General features: G+C 49.1%; 14 protein-coding genes. 3 read left to right on the top strand and 11 right to left on the bottom strand.

What is annotated here, in order from left to right; all coding sequences use genetic code 11:
- Positions 1 to 104 precede the first annotated feature (104 nt).
- The 8 genes from EAW52_RS26675 to EAW52_RS22010 all read right to left on the bottom strand — a co-directional run bounded on the left by EAW52_RS26675 (position 105) and on the right by EAW52_RS22010 (position 14,313).
- Positions 105 to 3,323: an EAL domain-containing protein gene (locus EAW52_RS26675; RefSeq protein ID WP_122044075.1), complete on the bottom strand. Its 3,219-nt coding sequence runs from the start codon at positions 3,321 to 3,323 to the stop codon at positions 105 to 107.
- Positions 3,320 to 3,778, bottom strand: a complete 459-nt coding sequence (locus EAW52_RS22040) for a response regulator (RefSeq protein WP_122044074.1) — start codon at positions 3,776 to 3,778, stop codon at positions 3,320 to 3,322. The genes EAW52_RS26675 and EAW52_RS22040 overlap by 4 nt, the downstream gene beginning before the upstream one ends.
- Positions 3,775 to 7,560: a PAS domain S-box protein gene (locus tag EAW52_RS26490; RefSeq protein WP_256680655.1), complete on the bottom strand. Its 3,786-nt coding sequence runs from the start codon at positions 7,558 to 7,560 to the stop codon at positions 3,775 to 3,777. The genes EAW52_RS22040 and EAW52_RS26490 overlap by 4 nt, the downstream gene beginning before the upstream one ends.
- A 6-nt stretch (positions 7,561 to 7,566) precedes the next feature.
- Positions 7,567 to 9,807, bottom strand: a complete 2,241-nt coding sequence (locus tag EAW52_RS22030) for an ATPase, T2SS/T4P/T4SS family (RefSeq protein WP_122044073.1) — start codon at positions 9,805 to 9,807, stop codon at positions 7,567 to 7,569.
- An 8-nt stretch (positions 9,808 to 9,815) separates the two neighbouring features.
- Positions 9,816 to 10,946, bottom strand: a complete 1,131-nt coding sequence (locus tag EAW52_RS22025) for a sensor histidine kinase (RefSeq protein ID WP_122044072.1) — start codon at positions 10,944 to 10,946, stop codon at positions 9,816 to 9,818.
- On the bottom strand, positions 10,939 to 11,604 hold the full coding sequence (locus EAW52_RS22020) for an ATP/GTP-binding protein (RefSeq protein WP_122044071.1): 666 nt from the start codon (positions 11,602 to 11,604) through the stop codon (positions 10,939 to 10,941). The genes EAW52_RS22025 and EAW52_RS22020 overlap by 8 nt, the downstream gene beginning before the upstream one ends.
- Before the next feature lie 99 nt (positions 11,605 to 11,703).
- Positions 11,704 to 13,047 carry an HD domain-containing phosphohydrolase gene (locus EAW52_RS22015; RefSeq protein WP_122044070.1) on the bottom strand — a complete coding sequence of 448 codons (1,344 nt, stop codon included), beginning with the start codon at positions 13,045 to 13,047 and terminating at the stop codon, positions 11,704 to 11,706.
- A 12-nt stretch (positions 13,048 to 13,059) separates the two neighbouring features.
- On the bottom strand, positions 13,060 to 14,313 hold the full coding sequence (locus EAW52_RS22010; protein WP_122044069.1) for an ATP-binding protein: 1,254 nt from the start codon (positions 14,311 to 14,313) through the stop codon (positions 13,060 to 13,062).
- Positions 14,314 to 15,755: 1,442 nt separating this feature from the next.
- On the opposite strand from EAW52_RS22010, the gene EAW52_RS22005 reads away from it, so the two are divergent.
- Positions 15,756 to 16,154, top strand: a complete 399-nt coding sequence (locus EAW52_RS22005) for a DUF2809 domain-containing protein (RefSeq protein ID WP_218567893.1) — start codon at positions 15,756 to 15,758, stop codon at positions 16,152 to 16,154.
- Positions 16,155 to 16,177: 23 nt separating this feature from the next.
- Here the strand turns inward: EAW52_RS22005 and EAW52_RS22000 are convergent, their stop codons facing one another.
- Positions 16,178 to 16,558 (bottom strand): cytochrome c family protein, encoded by a 381-nt coding sequence (locus EAW52_RS22000; RefSeq protein WP_019364128.1) that lies wholly within the window; start codon positions 16,556 to 16,558, stop codon positions 16,178 to 16,180.
- A gap of 376 nt (positions 16,559 to 16,934) precedes the next feature.
- Positions 16,935 to 19,328, bottom strand: coding sequence for a TonB-dependent receptor (locus tag EAW52_RS21995; RefSeq protein WP_122044067.1), 2,394 nt, complete (start codon positions 19,326 to 19,328; stop codon positions 16,935 to 16,937).
- Between the two features lie 221 nt (positions 19,329 to 19,549).
- Here EAW52_RS21995 and EAW52_RS26045 point away from each other — a divergent pair, with 221 nt between their 5' ends.
- Both EAW52_RS26045 and EAW52_RS26040 read left to right on the top strand, forming a co-directional pair.
- Positions 19,550 to 19,759, top strand: coding sequence for a hypothetical protein (locus EAW52_RS26045; RefSeq protein ID WP_162997686.1), 210 nt, complete (start codon positions 19,550 to 19,552; stop codon positions 19,757 to 19,759).
- Positions 19,760 to 19,834: 75 nt separating this feature from the next.
- On the top strand, positions 19,835 to 19,990 hold the full coding sequence (locus EAW52_RS26040; RefSeq protein ID WP_162997685.1) for a hypothetical protein: 156 nt from the start codon (positions 19,835 to 19,837) through the stop codon (positions 19,988 to 19,990).
- Positions 19,991 to 20,079: 89 nt separating this feature from the next.
- Here the strand turns inward: EAW52_RS26040 and EAW52_RS21990 are convergent, their stop codons facing one another.
- Positions 20,080 to 20,700, bottom strand: a complete 621-nt coding sequence (locus EAW52_RS21990) for a LysE family translocator (protein ID WP_074829297.1) — start codon at positions 20,698 to 20,700, stop codon at positions 20,080 to 20,082.
- Between the last annotated feature and the right edge of the window lie 34 nt (positions 20,701 to 20,734).

Below are 20,734 nucleotides of genomic sequence, written 5' to 3'. Positions count from 1 at the left end.
GTTATGCCTGCCTCTTTTTGCCGCAACGGCACTAAGTTAACAAACACGGCTTTTCAGACAAACCCTAAGAGTTAATGATTCATAAAATTTTTAAATATCTTCTATCAGCTGTCATCTTTTAGCTCACTCAGGCTTTCAGTACGACTGCTCATAAACTCACGGAAAGCCTGGGCTATATTTTGGCGTAACTGCTCATCATCCCAAGGCTTTGTAAGAAACTTGTAAATAGCGCCTTGGTTAATTGCGTCAGTCACTGATTTAAGATCAGTGTAACCAGACAGCACAATACGCATCGTATCTGGATAGAGCTCTTTTACTCTGCTTAAAAACTCTGTTCCGTTCATTTCAGGCATACGCTGGTCAGACAGGATAACTTGCACGTTATGCTTGGCAAGCAATTCAAACGCCTCTTGAGCACGAGTAGCCATCAATATTTGATACCCATCTCGCCGCAGAACACGAGCCAGCGCGCGAAGAATATTTTCCTCATCATCAAGTAAAAGCAGCGTCTGCATCTGCTCTTTGCTGGGAAGAGCCGGTCCATTGGTCAGCAGTGGTTTACGTAAGAAGGCCTCAAGCTCGGTGAAAGGCATAGGCTTGGCAAAGTAATAGCCCTGAAAAAGATCACATTGGTTTTTTCTCAAGAAGGCAAACTGCGATTCATGCTCTACCCCTTCGGCTACCACTTTTAACTTCAAATGGTGAGCCATTGAGATAATGCCTTGCGTAATAGCCGCATCACGTTGATCACTGATGATTTCGCTAATAAAAGACCGGTCAATTTTAATCTTATCGATGGGTAAACGTTTTAAATAGCTTAGGCTAGAATAACCTGTTCCAAAATCGTCAATAGAGATACTTAACCCTAATGCCTTCAACTGACGCAGCGTATCAATAGCGCGCTCGGCATTGTTCATCAGAACCGACTCGGTTAACTCAAGCTCTAACTGCTCGGCACCTAACGCATATTTCTGCAGTACACCTTGGACACTATTCACGAAGTTGTTTCGCTGAAAGTGGAGCGGCGAAATATTTACAGCTATCGTCAACCCAGTCATGCCCTGATTGTTTAGGTATCGGATATGTTTACAGGCGGTATCCAAAATCCACAGGCTCAAGGGAACGATTTGCCCTGTATCTTCCGCCACAGGAATAAAGGATGCAGGAGGAATAAAACCTTTTTCAGGGTGCCGCCAGCGCAACAATGCTTCAAGTCCAGCTACTCGGCCACTGCGTCCGTCCACAAGGGGTTGGTAATACAATTCCAACGTTTGATTTTCTATCGCTTTTTGAAGATCGTTGCGGAGCGTAACGCGATCACTGATGCGTAAATTCAGATCATTGGTAAACCACTGATAATTGTTGCGACCTTCCTGCTTAGCCTTATAAAGCGCCCGGTCAGCTTGTTGAATTAATACACTGGGTTGATCTAAACGACCATCACTTAACGTAATACCTATACTAGCCGTAACATGCAGCTCTATTGCTTGTACATGATAAGGACGAGCGATATCCGAAAGTAAGCGCTCGGCCACCAGCAGGACATCCTCCTCTCTAGCCAAATCAGGCAATAAGATTACGAACTCATCACTCCCCATACGGGCAACCGTATCACCAGGCCTTACCTGCTGGCTCATGCGTCGTGCTGCCTCGATAATGATTTGGTCACCCAAATCATGACCATAGGTATCATTGATAGGCTTGAATCCATCCAGGTCAACATACATAAGAGCAAGACTGCGATCATAACGCTGCGAAATCTGACATCCCTGGCGAAGGCGGTCCTCTAGTAAGGTTCGATTGGGAAGTCCTGTTAAATGATCATGGCTTGCGTTATGGCTTAATTCGCTTTCATAGCGCTTCTGCTCGGTGATGTCGTTTTGTACCCCGATAAAATGCGTGACCTCGCCTTTTTCATTAAAAATCGGTGATATGTACAAATCGTTCCAGAACGGCGTGCCGTCTTTACGGAAGTTACGTAGTAGCTGACGGACCTCCTGAGCATTGGATAACCGTTTACGAATATCTTCCAAAGAACGAGGGTCTCGCTCCTGGCCTTGCAGGAATCGACAGTTCTTTCCTAGCACTTCAGCGGAGGAATAACCTGTTATCCGCTCAAAAGCCGGATTGACATACACAAGCGGAAGATCGGGCAGCAGAGCATCAGCAATGGCTACACCGTTATAACTGGACTCAACGCTTCGCTGTAACAACCGTAGCTGCTTTTCCGACTCCTTGCGTTCCGTAATGTCCCGCAATGACAACAAGCTGGCCTGATGACCCTCCCATTCGGTTTTAGATCGATGAATTTCGACATCTACCGTATTGCCTTCAGGTGTTGGCAGTGACCATTCATAAAGCGTATCGGATGTTTGAGGAAACGGTAGGCACCGCTGTTGCAGCTCCTGCTGAGTAGCCTGAAGCAATGCTTCGGCTGCCGGGTTGGCGTAGTAAAGGGTCCCTTCGTCGCCTATAACAAGTAGAGCATCACGGGTGTCATTAAGCAGTTGTCGAAGCGCTTGCTCCCGCTGCATCAGTTCCTTGCGTACCTTTTGCTTCTCGGTGACATCAATCAGCAATGCCCAGCAGCAGGGTTTGTTATCGAAATCAAACTCATGCGCAAAGACCTGGGCATATAAGTAATGGCCGTGTTTATGCCTATAGTTCCAGACGCCTACATCCAGGTTACTGTCCAGCTTATTCCAATTAGCCTCAAAATATTTTTGGAGACGCTTACGCTCTTCAGGGGGCCGTATATCAAGCACCGTCATCGAAAGAAGCTCTTCTTTGCTGTACCCCAAGAAATCAATAGCTGCTTGGTTGACTGTTTGAAAGCGTAGCGTTTCCCGGCTAAACACCCACATCGGGCTAGGGTTGGCATCAAACAACAGCCGATAACGGGCTTCGCTTTCAAACAACTGAACAGTAGATTGGTTACGCTCAACGGCATAACGGATGCTGCGAACAAGCAGCCGTGTATCGAACTGTCCTTTGACTAAATAATCTGCAGCGCCCAACTCAATGGCATTAGCATCGAGCTGGTCGTCCTCCTGACCGGTAAGCAAAATGAACGGTTTATTTACCCCCGCCTTAAGTGCTTGGCCTATCAGCTCGAGGCCTGAGTCCGGTCCTAATCGATAGTCAATGAGATAGAGGTCATGCCGCTGCTCTAAAACCGTTGCTAGCGCCTGGTCGTACTCATTTTGCCAGTCTAGTTCGAACGATTCTTTTTTAGCCTGGCGCAAGAGATCACGCGTAATGAGGTAGTCATCTTCATCATCTTCGATCAGAAGCAGACGCAGGGGACGACTCTGGTAATTCATAGCGGATCCTTAGTGCCTGAGAACTGGACCAGATCTGGCCAATTGCGGACAAATGTTCTGACCATATCCAGCAATCCGCTAAAGGTAACTGGCTTGGTCAGAAAGGCATTAACACCAGCGTCCAAGCTATGGGCAATATCCTCTTGCGCAGAAGAGGTACTCAAAATGACAACCGGTAAGGAATGCAACTGTTGATCCGCTCTGATTTCAATCAGACTTTCACGTCCATCTTTCAATGGCATGTTGAGATCCAGCAGAACAAGTCCCGGTAAGGGGAAACTTTCGCTGTCCTCATAAGGTGGCCGATGTTTCAGATAATTCATCAACTCTTCACCATTATGAACGAAGCGCAATGGATTAGAGATAGAGGCCTCCTTGAAGGCTTCGCGAATCAGCAGGCAGTCGTCTGGATCATCATCTGCTACAAGTATGTAGGAAGGCTTTTGTTCCATCATGCAGAGACTTTCTCCGGATTAGGGAATGTAATACGGAAAACGCTTCCTTTACCGGGCGTGCTGTTTGCAGTGATATGAGCGTTATGGCGCTCAACTATCTTCTTGACGATTGCTAAGCCTATGCCGGTTCCTTTATAAGTCTCTCGACTATGTAACCGCTGAAAGGGATTAAATATACGATCAAGGTACTTCTCATCAAACCCTATACCATTATCGGCCACGAACAACGTCCAATCGCCCACTTCACCTTGTTCAGCATAGACGTTAATGACGGGCTTGCTATCAGGTGCCTGAAACTTTAGTGCATTACTGATAAGATTTTGCAGCACCTGACGCAGTTGAACGGCGTCGCCCATGATCACAGGCAAATTACTGATCTGCACATGAGCTCCCGCCTGCTCAATCGTTGCTTCAATATCATCCAGAACTTCACTAGCCACATCATTCAAGTTTACAGACTTTAAGCTTTGCCCTCGGGTATTAACACGAGAATAATTGAGCAGGTCGATAATCAAAGCCTGCATGCGCGACGCTGCACTGCTCATGCGCTGCAAGTAATCGCGCCCGTCTTCATCGAGAGTGTCAGCACGAGCAGCCAGCCGCTCTGAGAAAGCTTGAATTTTCCTCAAGGGCTCTTGAAGATCATGCGAGGCAACATAAGCGAATTCTTGGAGCTCACGATTACTGCGCTCCAGCTCAACCAGAGTAGCCTGCAACTGCTGTTCAGCTTTTTTACGCTCGCTAATGTCTTGAAACGAACCAACAATTCGAACGATTTGTCCTTCGTCATCGCGTACCGGTTGGGCTGTAATACGCGCCTGTATCAAGCGACCTCGGGCAGTATGAATTTCAATATCATAATCAAGATTTATGCCTTGCTCGACGCATTGCTGCATGGCCTCTTCCGCTCTTGTACGAAAAGGTTCAGGGTGAAGCGGTAGTATGTCATCCCAGACAGGTATTACATCTGAGGGAAACTCCAGCAACGCTCGCGTTTCTTCTGACCAGACCATTGAATGTTCAGGCAGGACTAGCGCCCAGCCGCCCAGTTTGGCGGTATGCCCTGCCATGCTCAGCAAAAGGTTCTTTTGTTGGAGTTGCTCAAGGATAACCCTGCGCTCGGTAATGTCCTTCGCAATACCAAATACGCCAACAATCTGGTTGTTTACCACGATGGGTTGATTCGTGACGTCCATAAGCATTTCGCCATACGGCGTACCAATGCGAACCTCGTAACGCTGCGCCAGCCCCCGGCTAGCGGCCTCGAAGTGTGTTGCTACTTTAGATAAGTCCCGCTCGATGACTAGCGCTGTGTAGTGATTCCCTACAATCTCTTCACGGGATAACCCGATGATTTTCAGGCCAGCGTCATTAACACTTTGAAAGCGCCCTTTGAGATCAAGTGAATAGATAGGGTCAGGATTCAAAGTAAACAATGAGCGGAATCGCTGCTCACTTTCCTCCAGACGTTGCAAACTCTGTGAACGCTCAATGGCTATAGCTGCTAACTGCTCGGCCGTACTTAAAAGTTGCAGCTGTTCTTCATTGGGTTTGTGAGCCTGCCGCTGGTATATGGCAAAAGTACCTATGGTTTCCCCTTCGTTATCAATCAACGGTGTTGACCAGCAGGCTAGAAAGCCATGGTTTAGAGCCAAGGGACGATAATTGTCCCACAACGGATCTTCTTGGATACTTTCGGTATAAATGGCCTTACGTAAGAAAGCAGCAGCACCGCAATTACTCGAAGCTGGCCCGATGGGAAGGCCATCGATCCCCTTTATGAAATCCAGTGGCAGACTAGGCGCAGCGCCATGGGTAAGGTGCGTTTTTTCCGGGTTGGTCAATAAAATCGAGCAGACACACCGCGGATCCTGTTCCTCAATCATGAGGCAAATCTCAGTCAAGACTTTACCCAGGGGCTGCCCTAAGGTAATCATCCGCAGAATTTGGCGTTGGGTATCCGCAAAGACCTCGTTTTGTACTAGCCGAGTAATATCGTGAGCAACCGCAAAGCGCGTTTGCTCCTCATCAGACCATGCTGATGTCCACAGTATATGGATGATACGTCCATCACGATGGCGATAACGGTTACGAAAGAACCGTGTCGGTCGATCATGCGTAATACGGCTAGCCTCTAACTGCGTCTTTTCATAATCATCAGCCAGTACAAAGTCCATATAGGCTCTGCCAATCATTTCTTCGGGGGCATAGCCAAATACGCGTTCACATGACGGGCTTATTTCCAAAAAGTGCCCATGCGCATCTGTCGAGCAGAGGACGTCATGGCTAAACTCCATGATCCTCTGGTGCAGCCTCTGCATGCTCTCCTGATGATTCAGACTCACCTCCAACCGCTTGGAGTGCTCAAGCGCTATCGACCCGAGCCGCTGACTAATCATTAAAAGAAGGCTCAGGCTTAATCCAAACAACATGACCAGCGCAGGCAGATAAGCCGAGGCGAAAATACCTTGGGAGGTATCTAAATAGGACACTAGACGCCACTCAATATCATGGTGTAGCTGTACAGACTGATCGCTTACATGGTTTAAAAAACGCTTTGAAACTTGGGGGTTTGAGGTGAATAACTGGGCGTCGCCGTCATAAACCTGGATAACGAAACCATTTAATCCATTGTTTCCTATAAGCTGATCAAAAATACTTTGAACATCAAAGGTAGCGACAAGAAACCAGTTTGACTGCTGACTCTTGAGGTGTAGAGGTATAGCGATCAAAGAGTTATAATTTTTATATACTTCAGAATACCGAATAGAGCTTATATGGGCCTGATTATCCCTCTGTACATGACTTAGCCATTGCTGCTGTACGGGATCAGACAGGAAGTACAATAACCCATCACGATATACAGATCCCCGTGCTTCTAACCAATATGGCTTGGATTCGAGATTTATGACTGCAATTGCACCCAGACTAGGAAAGTCACGCAAGTAACTTTGAGCTTCCTGCTTCAATAATTCAGGATTAAGTGGCCATGAGCGTTTTTCCCATCGCTCAGCCATACGGTGCATTAACTGAAGATGGATACTCAAATCTCTGGTAATGGCGCTCTGAGTCTTGGAAAGCAATAATTTACTTCGCTGGGATACTGCGTCAGCTGCCTGAACACTTAGCAGATACCAACTTATACAAGTCAAGAATGCACTGATTACACCGATGCAAAGAGTTACGCGGTCCAGCATAACCTCTTTTTGACGCACTGGTGATACACCGAGCACAACAAGCGCAACGCCTAACAATACCGTAAACAGGCCTGCAATACTTGATGCATGCTTGAACCCCAGCCTAAAAAGGTCGAGATCTGGATGCCACATTACAATCTGAGAGAAAGTAGCGAGCGAAACCAGTAGGAGACCAATACCTTGGGCTATTTTCCTGGAAACAGGTCCTCTAAAGCTAAGCGTCAGACCTAAGACCCAAAGCAGCATCGTTACCGCTAGTGAGCTGCGTATTCTCAAAAAGCCGCTTATCCAGGAGATTCCGACATCAGCGCCTCCTGCTAGATAATTATGGATTAACGAGTACAGACAAAGGCCCATGATTGCAGCTGTAGCGCTTCTCAACAGCCAGTCTTGTCGCCGAGATGCAGCTAATAGCGTTAGGCCTAACAATATGCACAGCAGAGCACTATCAGGCAGGAGCACCACTGTATGTACAGTAGGCAGATCGATCCGTTGATAACCTATTAAGCTGATACTGCCGACCATTAGTAAAGCGAACGCTAACAGGTGCAGATAGGCCTGAAAGATGATGTATTTATTTTTCATGGCGCCTCACAATACCTGCGGGCCTAATGTACGTAGGACTTCATCAATGGTGGTTAACCCTTGATGCACCTTTTCTCGAGCATCATTGAGCAAGGTAACCATACCTTGTTCACGAGCAATGGTTTGCAGCTGCATAACCCCTGCCCCTTTAAAGATGGCCTCCCTCAGGCTTTCGGTCATGATCAAGACCTCATGAATACCAATCCGCCCCTGATAGCCCTGGTGGCATTGGCTACAACCCCGACCCTTGAAGAACCTCAGGTCAGGATCCTGAAAATCAAACCCCAGGGTACGAAGACGCTCAACACCCGGGGTCGTAGGCTCGCAACAACATGGACAGATACGCCTCACCAGGCGCTGCGCGATAATGGCTTCCAAAGCAGTAGCGACGACATAGGGTTTAAGCCCTAAATCCAACAGGCGGGCTATGGTCGCAGCGGCGGAATTGGCATGAAGGGTCGAAAAGACCAAGTGACCTGTCAGCGCGGCATGAAAAGCAACCTCTGCCACTTCACCCTCTTGAATTTCACCCAGCACTATGACGTCAGGATCCTGACGAAGAATGGCTCGTAATAAGTTTGCGGAGCCAAGGCCAATCCCTTCACGAACAGGTACTTGCCCTGCCACATCCATATGAAACTCGACCGGATCTTCAATCGTGACGTAGTTCTTTTCGGAGTTAGCTTGGTGCTGTAGCAAAGCGAACACCGTAGTTGTTTTTCCGCAGCTTGCAGGACCGGTTGCCAGAACGATGCCTTGTGGTTTACTGACCACATGCAGCAAGCGCTGCATGTTATGAGTGGATAGCCCTAGGTTAGTCAGAGACGGTGCCTCTGACTGCCGCTCAAATACGCGCATAACCACCTTTTCGCCATTGGTGGTCGGTAATGTAGAAATATGCAGATCAACGATGCGCATAGGCGTTTTGACGGTGATCCGTCCGTCTTGAGGACGCCGCCGCTCGGTAATGTCCAGTTCAGCCATGACCTTGATACGAGAAACCAGCGACATTAGAAGGGCGCTGGGAATCTGTATTTTATCTTGCAGAATACCGTCAATGCGATACCGCACCACAACGTGCTTGGTTCTAGGATGGATGTGAATATCGCTCGCGCGTAAACGCAAAGCCTCAAGAATAATGGCATTGACCAGACGGATAGCAGGTGGATCCTCAGAGCGACTAAGCAACTCCTCCAGGCTTTCAGGGGCGACTTCCTCATCAAGGATGATCTCTATACCCTCATATGGATCGCTGGCCCCAACCACCGTAGCGATTTCCTCAAACTCCTGTTGACTCGGTTCACCGAATAACTCCTTGAGCTTGGCCTGTAGTTGATCAAGCGGACACAGTAAGGAGTCGATACTGTAGCCAGTAACAAAGCCGAGTTCTTCAATGAGTCCTATGTCCATGGGATCGGCCATAGCCAGGCGTAACCGCTTGCCCACCACGCGAAGCGGTAACACAAGCTGACGAGTACATACTGCTTGTGGAATCAGTTCCAGGACACTGGAGTCTGCCTGGAACTCTCGAAGGTCAACCTCTTCGAGCATCATGTCTTGTCGTAGAAAGGCGTAGACCTTGTGACTATCGATCCAGTCATGCTGCATCAGTTGATGCATAACCGGGGTTTTATGACTTTGCATCTCCTTGTGAAGCTGCTGGATCTGTTGAGCGCTAAGTAATCCTTTCTTATGCAGCAAAATGGCCAATTGACTGCGATTCGTTACACTCAGCTTGGCCAGAGTTTCCAGATCCCGATGCTGTTTCTGATTCACCTGCTCAAGGGCACGGTTTCGCTGTAGCAGTGAATGTTGCTCTAACGCCAGAGCTATGGTCAGCCTTAAATCATCGTCATTCCATGGCTTAAGAATGAAGCGGTACACCGCACCTTCCTTAATGGAGCCCATGACTGCTTCTGTATTGGCATGCCCAGTAAGCATGATGCGCAGCGTATCAGGCCAGCGTTCACGTACCTTTCCAAGCAGCTCGCTACCGCTCATGCCCGGCATCATGAAATCACTGATGATCAGATGAATAGGCCTGACCTCAAGAATCTTTAATGCTTCAAGGCCGTTACAAGCAAAGTACAACTCATAATTTTCGCGTTGAAACACTCGCCGTAGCGCTGAAAGAATGCCAGGCTCATCATCTACAAGAAGCAACTGATAAGGGACATGAGGGGCTTGCTGATCCGCGTCGGTACTGACCGGCTCGCCTAGAAATAGGGACGCATACGGCTTTGTCATGGGGCCCCCTATCGGCTCCAGAAGCGAAGAATAACGCGTGTCCCTCTGCCTTCCTGGCTTTGCAGTTCGATTTCACCGTTATGCGCGGCGACAACATCGCGCGCAACTGTTAACCCAAGCCCACTGCCTGAGCCTACAGGCCGGGTGGTAAAGAACGGCTCAAAAACACGTGTTTGGGTCTCATCAGGAATGCCACAGCCAGTGTCCTCGATAAGGACTTCCTGATGATTATTGACGTTCTGGCGAGTCGTGATTTTGATTTCGCCTCGCTCATTCAATGACCGGACTGCGTTATCCAAAATGTTATAAAACGCCTGGGATAGCTTTGCAGGATAACCCGCCAGCTCAGCTAGTTCGCCCAGCTCCATTGTTACAGGTAAAACCTGATTATGTGCTGCTTGCAGTAGGTGACAGGTTGTCTTGAGAAGAGAGTTGAGATCACAAGGCGTAAATTCAGCCTGGTCAATATTTGAGAAGGTCTTTAAATCAGAAACGATAGCTGCAATGCGACTTGTACCACTTTCAGACTCTAACAAGAGGGCACGAAAGTCTTCCAGCATTGAATCAGTGGCTGGACTACTAGGCACCTCGGCACCGAGTTCGTCAAGATAGTCGCTGGCTACCCGTAGATTACTGGTAATAAACCCAACAGGATTATTGATTTCATGAGCGACCCCAGCTGCAAGTTGCCCTACCGCGCGCAGTCGTGCTGTCTCGTATAGCTCTTGCTGCGCCTGCTCGATCACCTTGACCTGAGCATCTACACGCGCCTGAAGCTCTTCGGAAAGCTCCTTGTATCTTGCTTCAGAAGCCTGGAGCGCCTTATGTTGCCGCTGCAACTCCACAAAGTTTGCTTCCGTTACGCTGCGGTGCAAATTGGCGGCTAGTCGATATTTGGCGATATAAAAAATAACAAACTCAACAAGTCTTGCGGCATTGCGCTGAATATCTGCGTTCTCTGGGCTATGTAACCAGCCCAGGCATTCCAGATTGAACTCTACCGGCTCAGCTTTTGGTACAGGACGCTCCTCCAGGTGGACAGAGTGCCCGGATAAAGCGCTTATAAGGTCCAATAGCTGTTTCAGACGTGCCTGAGATAAAAGGTCCGAAAGTTTTAGATCATCTTCAAAATTACGCATTATCTGAACCCACCAAGCTCAATTGGGTGACGAAAGTCTCTGCTGAAATGCCTTCTTTCGCGTCCAATCGAAACTCGTGGTCCAGCCGAGGATAAATTCGGTCAAGCAGCAAGCGAAAGCTTTCAACGACACCTATTCCGTTTACCGCAGAGGCCATGCATAGCGGAGCCCAGGGAGTACTTGCCCAGCGAGCCCTCAATTCTGCCTCTTCAACTGCACCGGCCAAGTCGCGCTTGTTGAACTGAACAACCAAAGGGAGGTGCTCTATGGTCATGCCCAGTTTCAACAGGTTCTCAGCAAGATTGTCAAAAGCGTTCGCGTTGTTGTCTTGCTGATTGTGCTGTGAGTCAGCAACAAAAATTACCCCATCAGCCCGTGACAATACGGCTTTGCGTGTACTGTCATGCTGTACCTGACCGGGTACGGTATAGAGCTTCAAGCGAAGGTCCATGCCTTGCTCTGCTCTTAAACCAATTGGCAAAAGGTCAAAAAAGAGGGTTCTATCGTCCCGGGTTTCCAGGACCATGAGGTCCCCCTTGCGCTGCAATTTCAACTGGCTATGCAGATGAATCAAATTGGTTGTTTTACCGCTCAGTGCAGGCCCGTAATAAACCACTTTGAGTACTAGCTTTCGCTCATGCGGGACGTAATCAACCATGGCTTCTCTGCTCTACTTCATTCGGCACAGCACCAACAACATTTAATGCGGCCAAGGCAGCTAAAAGGTGTATGGCACCCTTTATTCGTTGAGTAATAGTCATCGGTTGCCGCCTTGAGAAACTGACGCGGACTCATCCGATTTACGAACGAACAAGGTATAACGTGCGCCTTCTGAGGCTTCAAACGCGATCAGCTTGTCAATCAACGGGCGTGTTAGCTGCTTGCCTTCATTTAGTAGAAGCATCCCGTTTTGCGCGTGAAGACTACGCGCCAGAACCATGCCGGGCTCCAAACGCCGCGTGTCGACAGCAATGATATTGGTATCAGCCAGGGCTAGATCAGGCGCAAGCGTAGTACACACCTCTAAAAAACGCTTACACAAATCTGGGTCATAAAAGCGGCCGCTGAACTTTCCTATTAAAAGCAAAGCCTCATCGCGACTTAAACGACGATCAAGAATCATCCCACGCTGAAGCTCTATAAAATCTACTGCCAGCTTAAGCAAACGAGCGCCCAAGGGTATGGCCTCGCCCTTTAACCGATCCGGGAAGCCCGTACCATCCCACCGTTCTTGATGATGGCGAATCAAACGGCCTGCATCTTGTACGGGCTCAAGGGTCATAAGAACGCTTTCTCCTACCACGGGATATTGCCGATAACGCTCTTTATCTTCCTTGTAGAGCTGGTCGGAGGGAGAATTTAACAGCTGGTCGTCCCACGTTAACTTGCCCAGGTTATACAGGGCAGCGGCCATCGTTAAATCACCCGTAGAACGTTCATCAAGTTTCACATAGTCGGCATATGCCTTTACAAGTGCAATAACTTGTGTGTTGGTTTGCCGAGCCTTGCTTAGCCGAAGGTTAACGAGATTGGCAAACACTTCCGTTGCCGTCACATAGCTACGCTTGAGTTCCAAATAGGCGAGATCCAGCATGTCTGCGGTTTGCTGAAGCTCAGCAGTCCGCGCCCGTACACGTTGCTCTAGCGTACTATTAAGCTCTTGCAGCCGGATATTTTGCTCATGGGTGAGCCGCTCAAGCCGCTCACGTTCACGCTCTGAATGCTGAAAGGCCAATGCTTGGCGCAAAACCATGCGCAGCTCATCATCATCCCAGGGCTTGCTGATGTAACGGTAGATCTGACCCTCGTTGATAGCCCGAACTGTAGTCGTGATATCGGCATAGCCCGTCAGCAAAATACGAAGGCAAGTGGGCCAGCGCTGCTGGACATGGCTAAGCAGCGTAGCGCCATCCATATTGGGCATACGAGCATCTGACAGTACAAGATCAATGGACTGACGCTCTAGCAACGCCAGCGCCTCCTCGCCTCCTGAAGCAGTCAATACCTGATAGGGCTCGTTACGAAGGACGCGGCGAAGACTACTGAGGATATTAGGCTCATCATCGACCAACAACAGGGTCGCTGCATTTTCAACGTTCATGGTGCCTCTTTTTTATTGAGACGCTTCAATGGGTTGCTGAACCGGTAACCAGACGCGAAAACGTGTCCCCTGACCGACTTCGCTGAATACTTCGATGCGACCGTGGTGTTTTTGGATAATGCTGTACGAAAGTGCCAGCCCCAAGCCTGTGCCTTTGCCAACAGGCTTAGTAGTAAAGAATGGCTCAAATATGCGATTCAGCAACTTAGGCTCGATGCCCTTACCGGTGTCTTCTATCTCCAGCCAAACCCATTCCTTCTCATGACCACTACGTAAAGTAATGCGGCCAAACTGCTCAATGGCATGAGCTGAATTGACTAGCAGGTTCATGATGACCTGGTTAATTTGAGAGGGAATACATTCGACTTCCGGCAGATTACCGTACTCTTTAACGACCTCAGCCTTATATTTCAGCTCGTTATTGACAACATTCAGCGTGGTATCGATGCCTCGGTGCAGGTTCGCAGGCCGGAACTCTTCCTCTTCGATATGAGAAAAATCTTTTAACGCACCTATAATCCGCTTAACGCGATCAATACCGTCTTCAGACTCGCTAATTACGGCCTCTACATCACTTCGTATGTACTCGTACTCAAGGCTCTTTTTGAGTTGACGGATGTCATCCAACGTAGACGCGCTGTCGACCGCATCAATGATCTTTAAAAGATCATGCACATAACCACCAAGGGTTTTGAGATTTGAAAAAACGTAGCCAATAGGATTGTTGATTTCATGAGCAACACCGGCTGCTAACTGGCCAATAGCCGCTAGCTTTTCTGATTGCAGAAGCTGGTTATTGGCAGCTTCTAGTTTACGAAGAAGTTGGGTCTGCTCATCCTGCTTGTGTCTCAAAGCCTTGAGGGCGGCCTCAAACTGGTCCTTGGTTTCATAAATCGTGTTTGGATCCTGAAGGATCAAACCGTAATGAGGGGTCCCGTCTGGCGCATTAAAAGGGAAAAAAAACGTGCTCTGCAGAAAAGCCAAGCGTTCTTGCTCACCATTCTTTGTTTTCAGCCTTATCAGAGGCATCTGTTGGCTATCCGCTAATGTGGCTTGCTCTTTCTTGATCAACTGCTCAAGGTTTAGAGCCGCCTCAGGAAAAATCTCATCAAAGAAACGTCCCTGAGCATCGCTCAATGCTTTTCCGCTATGCAGCGTCATAAAGGCATTCCAATGCTGGATAGTCAGGGTTGCATCAAAAATGATGAGCCCAAGATCCACTCTTTCTGCTAGAGCACCTAGTAATTGGACTGGGAGCCTTTCCATTTACACTCCTAACGCGGAGACATGATTGTTTGAAGGGAAAGATGCTGCAGCTACGGATAAGGCGGCAGTATTGCTATTCCGATTAAGGCCAGCTAGCGGCTTTGATTCTTAACCTTTATATCGGGCAAACCGCTTTTTTTCTGAGTAGAATTTCAATGACTTGAGTTTCAAGATATTGCAAAAACACAAGTAATGCCAAATTTTTGAATTCTTGGAAAAGCTATAAAATCAGCCGTCAACTTTTTATCAATTAGATATAATGGCTAGCTAATTAATTTACTGCTGAAACACTTCAAAATACGCCAAATCTTTTCAAGCAATCTGACCTAGAGACGACTCATACCAATAATCGCGGCCAGTAAGATACGTACAAGGGCACATCATGCAATCTCGTCCTCGCTCTGCCAAGCCACCCTTATTCCTGATTTGATACTTATAGCGCTCACTTGCCTAGATATTAAGTTTAGGCATATTGCACATTAAAATTACAAACCCTAAATTATAGAAAACCAAGGAAAGCAAAGACCAGTCTTTACAATTTTGCATTATTTTCATGCCCAGCACGCTAAAAGATCATTTTAAAAAATAATTTTGTTCCAACTAAGCTAGTTTAGCGTGTAGCATTTAATAGTGCGGACGCATTGCAGCCGGATCAACACGCAAATGGTTTAAGCAATAACGAAAAGGCTACCTCAGCTGCATAGCCGTTTAATTTTTGACGAGAACGGGTGCTTTATTTCAATATTCACAGATAAAAGCCTTAATAATTAAGACAGCCCAGCCAGACAATTCGTCAACTATGATAAAAGTCACATTAGGTTTTTATGAAAAGTCGTATTTGTTGGCCTAGTCCCGTTGCGGCAAAAAGAAGCAGGTACGACGGATCGTTACGAGCCTTCTGGTCAGTTGGTCAAAGGAAAGACATTGACTCTATCCCTGCTTCGACAAGCTAACTAGGAGCTTCAAGACCATGGTGACACTGTTCTGTATTGAGCGATGCATGCGGACCAATTTTTCAGACAAGCCCTAAGCGATGGTTGCCCAAGCTCTATATGAACTCATTTATCCCTCGCACATTTCCAACATCGAGTTGTTGGTATCTGATCTCCCGAGCCTACGGATCGGAACGCTGTATTTGACCTTGCGATGAGCTTTAACGGATATGAAGCGCTTGGTTCATTTGAGGCGGCGCCCGAAAAGGCCCAAGCTAAAGAACAAGCAACTTTAAGAGACCTTCGTAATGAGCTGTTCATACATTGTCGGGCCCTAGGACACCGTGATGACAATCACTTTGTATTTATCTACAAAACGCTTAAACCATTGTTTAAAATAATGATCGAACACAGGGAAAATCATTTAGCAGTCGTCCCGTGTGCCACTCGAACACGCCTATAACAATGCGCTTAAATATTTTACGTTCTCATAGACCAGGCCGTAGCAGAGTGCGGATTGCACTGGCGTTGCTTGCCGTTATTGCCTTAGGGCTAGCCTCTCGCCAGTTTCCTATCATCATCCCTGACGCTCTTGGAAAATACCCAGGCGATGCGCTTTGGGCGCTCATGATCTTTACAGGTCTAGCTTTGATCGCGCGCTGCGCCAATGCTGTATGCCTGGCGGTAACAGCATTTGGTATTTCATGTGCGGTGGAGGCAACGCAGCTTTACCAGGCGCCCTGGATCAATACGATTCGCCATCATCCGTTAGGCCATCTTGCCTTGGGCACTACGTTTTCCTGGATGGATATCGTTGCTTACGGTATCGGCATATTGGCGGGCGTTTTAATCGATGGCCTGACCAGACTCACAGTAAAGGCTAGCCACTCACTCAAAGCAGACGCCTGATATGATTCTGGCGCAGCAAGCGCTTACTGTCCCTTGTTCTGGAAGGTCGCGAGATAGGCAAGCAGGTCGGCAATCTGCTGCTCATTACTGATTCCCCAGAAACGCATCTTTGTGCCGGGTACGACCTTGTCCGGATCCTTTAAGTAGGCAGCGAGGGTTTCCTCATTCCAGACAATTCCTGACGCTTTCATGGCCTCGGAATAGTTGAAGTCTTCAGTAGCCCCTGCCTTGCGCCCGAAAATAGCGTTGAGTTCGGGGCCGAACGAGCCCCTGGCATAAGTCCCCACCTTATGACAGTTACCACACCAGGACGTAAAATACTTTTTCCCTGCCGTTGCGTCACCGGCACCATAGGCGACTCCGTGTACCAGCAAGGCCAACGTCATTAATATCCACTTTCGCATAGCTTCTCCCACACCATTCGCGACGCTTGGAGTTCCATTATGCCTGCGTAAGGCCACAGCGTTTATTGACATAAAACAGAGTGACCAAGCATGACCAGGGTCAAAACGCCTATCCCCTCATCAGGACATTGTCAGCCCTGACAAGTCAGCTGCAGCCTACCGGTAGGACCTGTCGACGCATACTGGGCGACCATGTATATGAACCTTTACGCTCAAGTAGTTGGCCAGATGGCAGGCAATATCTGTTTCTTGGTCTTCAAGGTAGGTGACTCTGCCAGCTCATTACAGGTGACCTATAGCTTTCTGTCCTGATCTTGTGTCAGCCGTCGAACCGTCAGGGTGGCTGGAGACTCCTCTCCAGCCACCTCGAAACGCGCTACAAGCTCCACCTTAAACTGAACATGACGTTACGCGGGTCACCATAGACACCTGTACCGCTGGAGTTAGGTATGCCTTGCCAGTACTTTTCATCAAACACATTGTTCAGGTTTACCTGACCATCCCAATGTTCATTGAATTGATAGCCCGCCATAAGCCCGACCACAGCATATGAATCCTGAACGGCGCGACCGGTACCAACACGGTTATAGGTTTTGCTCTGGGCAAGGACATCTGCACCAATGCGCCAGTCACTCAGCGCTCCGGTCAAGCGATAGGTAGTAGCCGCTTTAAACAGATGCTTGGGTTGCTCAGGGGCAAACAAGGTACCCTTATTATAGGTTTGATCTTTCACGTATTGGCTGAGCACCAAGGTGTAGGAGGCCGAAATGTCCCAGTTGGGCGTCAAGGCACCTGACAGCTCGGTATCGATACCACGACTGCGCACCTCCCCTGCCGCTTCATAGCAGGTGCGGTTCTGGTTTCGGCAAAGCGTGGGCTGATCTGGTACTGCGTAGGCCCGGTTCTGCTGGGTCATATCGAACACCGCGATAGAGGCATTCAGATTACCGTCCAGGTACTCGCCCTTCAGGCCGATCTCGTAGCTTTCCCCCGTCATCGGCTCAAGCGTGGATCCACTCAAGTCCTGCTCGGTCTGCGGCTTGAAAATCTCGGTGTAGCTGGCATAGACCGAGTAGGTGTCATTCAGGTCATAGATAACCCCCGCATAGGGCGTCACCTCACGGGTTACCGTGTAATCCCCGGTATCGCTCGCACGGTTATCGTAGTTGTACCACGTCACGCGGCTACCCAGGATAACGTGCAGCGGATCAATGGGATTAAACCGGGCGACACCGTAAACAGCTTTTTCCGTTGCCGTATTTTTGCTCGAATAGGGAAGCCGGTCGCTCAGGCTGGGCTTAGCAATGACACCGGGATCAAAGTTGTAGATATCAACCGGCGTTGCTGTCGGCCAGTACCCTCCTTTTTGATCAAACCGCTCTTGCCGGCGGCTGGCGCCCAATGCCAGTTCATGCTCGCGTCCAAACAACGTGAATGGGCCGGATACGGTTGCGTCCAGGTTAGTCTGTACATCCTTGCTGTGGTATTGACCGGAAGACTGTGTGTAGGCATTACCCACCGGGGGATTAAGGTAACTGGAGAAGGTATTCGATTCCGCCCAGATTCGAGCAGCTGCCAGCCTGGCACTCCAGCCGTTGTCGAAACGGTGGGTGACATCGGTGAAGGCGGTAATGTTATCCCGATCCCAATATGCCCAGTCGTTACTAAGAAAGGTCGACCGCGAAAGGTGCAGGTTTTCTCCATTGGGGCCAGCGGGCAGACTTCCCCAGTCCGATACGGCATCGTCGCGCTGTTTAGAGGCTCCCAGAGTCCAAGTGGTGGCGTCGCTGAGATCGGCTTCGAGGATGCCATAAAAGGTCTGACGCTGCTTTTCCCGCTCATCAACGAAACTGCCGTCGTCTTCGTAGGCTGCGACCACGCGCCCACGCAACGTACCACTTTCGTTCAGCTTGTTAGATGCGTCCAGCTGGGTACGATAACGGTCCCAGCTGCCAGCACTGGTGGTAATACTAACCTGCGGAACAGCGGTGGGACGCTTGCGCACTAGATTCAGTGTCGCTGAAGGGCTGCCAGCGCCAGTCATCAGGCCTGTAGCACCGCGCACGACTTCCACGCGGTCATAGATGGCAAGATCAGCGCCGCTGATGGTATCGAGCGTAAACGTGCTAATGCTAGTGGGCAAGCCATCGTACATCAGGTTGTCGATGGTGAATCCACGCGCGAGAAACTGCTGGCGGTCTCCACCGAGTTTACGCAGTTGTATGCCGGGTGCATATTTGACGATGTCATTGAGTTCATTAAGGGCCTGGTCGTCGATACGCTGGCGCGTCATTACACTTACCGATTGAGGCGTCTCGCGTATCGACAGGGGCAACTTGGTAGACGTACTCATGCTACCTGTCGTGTAGGAGCCGGACCCTTCTGTTGCAGCCATATCGCTGGTAATACTGCCTGAGCCCTCTGCGACTACCTGAGTGATACCCAGCTGCGCCACTTCCTCACCCGCAGCCGATCCTGCCTCGGCGATAGTCAGCACGTTACCCTGAATACTGCCTACCAAATCACTCCCGGCCAACAGCGCCTGTAGTGCCACTGCAGGCTCCATCTGGCCCCGTACGGCAGGCGCTGTCTTGCCGGCCACTGCTGCCGAAGTATAGGAAACCTGAAGACCACTGGCCTGGCCCAGTTGTCTCAACGCATTTGCCAAGGGCTGGGACGCAAGATCAACTGTGATCGGGGCGGCAAGTACTGTACCGGTAGTCAACAGCGAAACGGTGAAAACCAACGGCCGCAGAGGAAACGCTTTCATTATTCAGAAGTCCTTGAAAAGTGCGAGCACCGCTATACCAGACCGAACGATGTCGATCTGGGACGTTTTGTACATATGAAAAACGGCGTACAGGCAAAACTGGCAAGATGCTATAAAAGCGACCTATTAATGTAAATGATAAATATTAACAATTAATAATCAATTACAGACATGTGACGGATGCCATGGTGACTTCATGTTGTCCATGTAATGGAAAACGCTTGAAAAATCGCTATCAACATTGGATCAACGTCATGATGCCCAATGTAAAACGGCATGAATGCGTATGGATTGAAGTAACGGAAGGATTACTCTGGCCGCAGGCGGGCGAGTTGCCGGTTATATCTGCTGGTGCGAGATTGGCTTGCGACTCCAATCAGATAGAGGAATGGCAGTTAGACCTTAACGATGCCACAACAACGCCGGTTTGAGATAAATGCCAAGCGCCTGTCGACGCAACGCCGACCTTTGTCTTTGTTTCGCTCATTATCTCTGCCCTGATAATTATGGAGTATTGGCAGGTATGGACAGGCTACAACGAAGCGCTTGAGCAAGCCGAAGCCAATACATCCAACCTGACCCGCTCGATTGCGCAGCATGCAGAAAACAGTATCAAAGAAGTCGATACCCTGATCATAGGTGCCTCTGCTTTGTTTCAGTAGTTTAGAGCACAATAGACGAGATCTATCCTCAAGAAAGATAGGCCGTCTAGTAAGCCGCTCTGCATCATCATCGTTAAAATTAGAGACTTTCAGCGCTTGCTGAGCGCCAGGCGGGCGGCAAAGAGGAGGAAAACGCCCCCAGTGAGTCGGTCCATCCACTGGATCACTTTTTCACGACGTAAAATCTGGGCCAATGGGCGAGTCGCACCGATCAACGCCATGGACCAGATGAATCCAATCGCTACGTGAATGCTTACCAGGCCAAAGGTCCAGAGGATCAAGGAGTGTCCCTGGGGAATGAATTGAGGCAGGAAGGAGACGTAGAAAATTCCAACTTTGGGATTCAATACGTTGCCCAGCATCCCTTTGAGAAACCAGTTCGTGTTCTGTACGCGGGTAGTATCGTTGGCGACCATTGAGTTGCGGGGCCGCACCATCATGTTCAAGCCCAGCCAGCACAGGTAGGCAGCGCCACAATACTTGAGCACATCATAAGCCAGCTCGGATACGGCAATTAAAGCCCCAAGGCCAAAGGCAACGGCGGCGCCCCAAATCAAACACCCTGCATTGATGCCCAGTGCCGCCCGGATGGCCTGCGCTCTTCCCTCAACAGCCGCTGTGCGTAACACGAGGGCAGTATCAAGCCCTGGCGTCAATGTAAGTAAGGTAGCAGCCAAGGTAAACGCAACGACGTTATCAATGATGGGCATGGCTCAAAGAACGGTAGAGATGAAAACCAAACCT

The organism is Pseudomonas sp. LTJR-52 (assembly GCF_003691465.1).
Lineage (GTDB): Bacteria > Pseudomonadota > Gammaproteobacteria > Pseudomonadales > Pseudomonadaceae > Chryseomonas > Chryseomonas luteola.
Note: the sequence above shows the minus strand (reverse complement) of the source record. Positions and strands in the feature narration are given on the sequence as shown.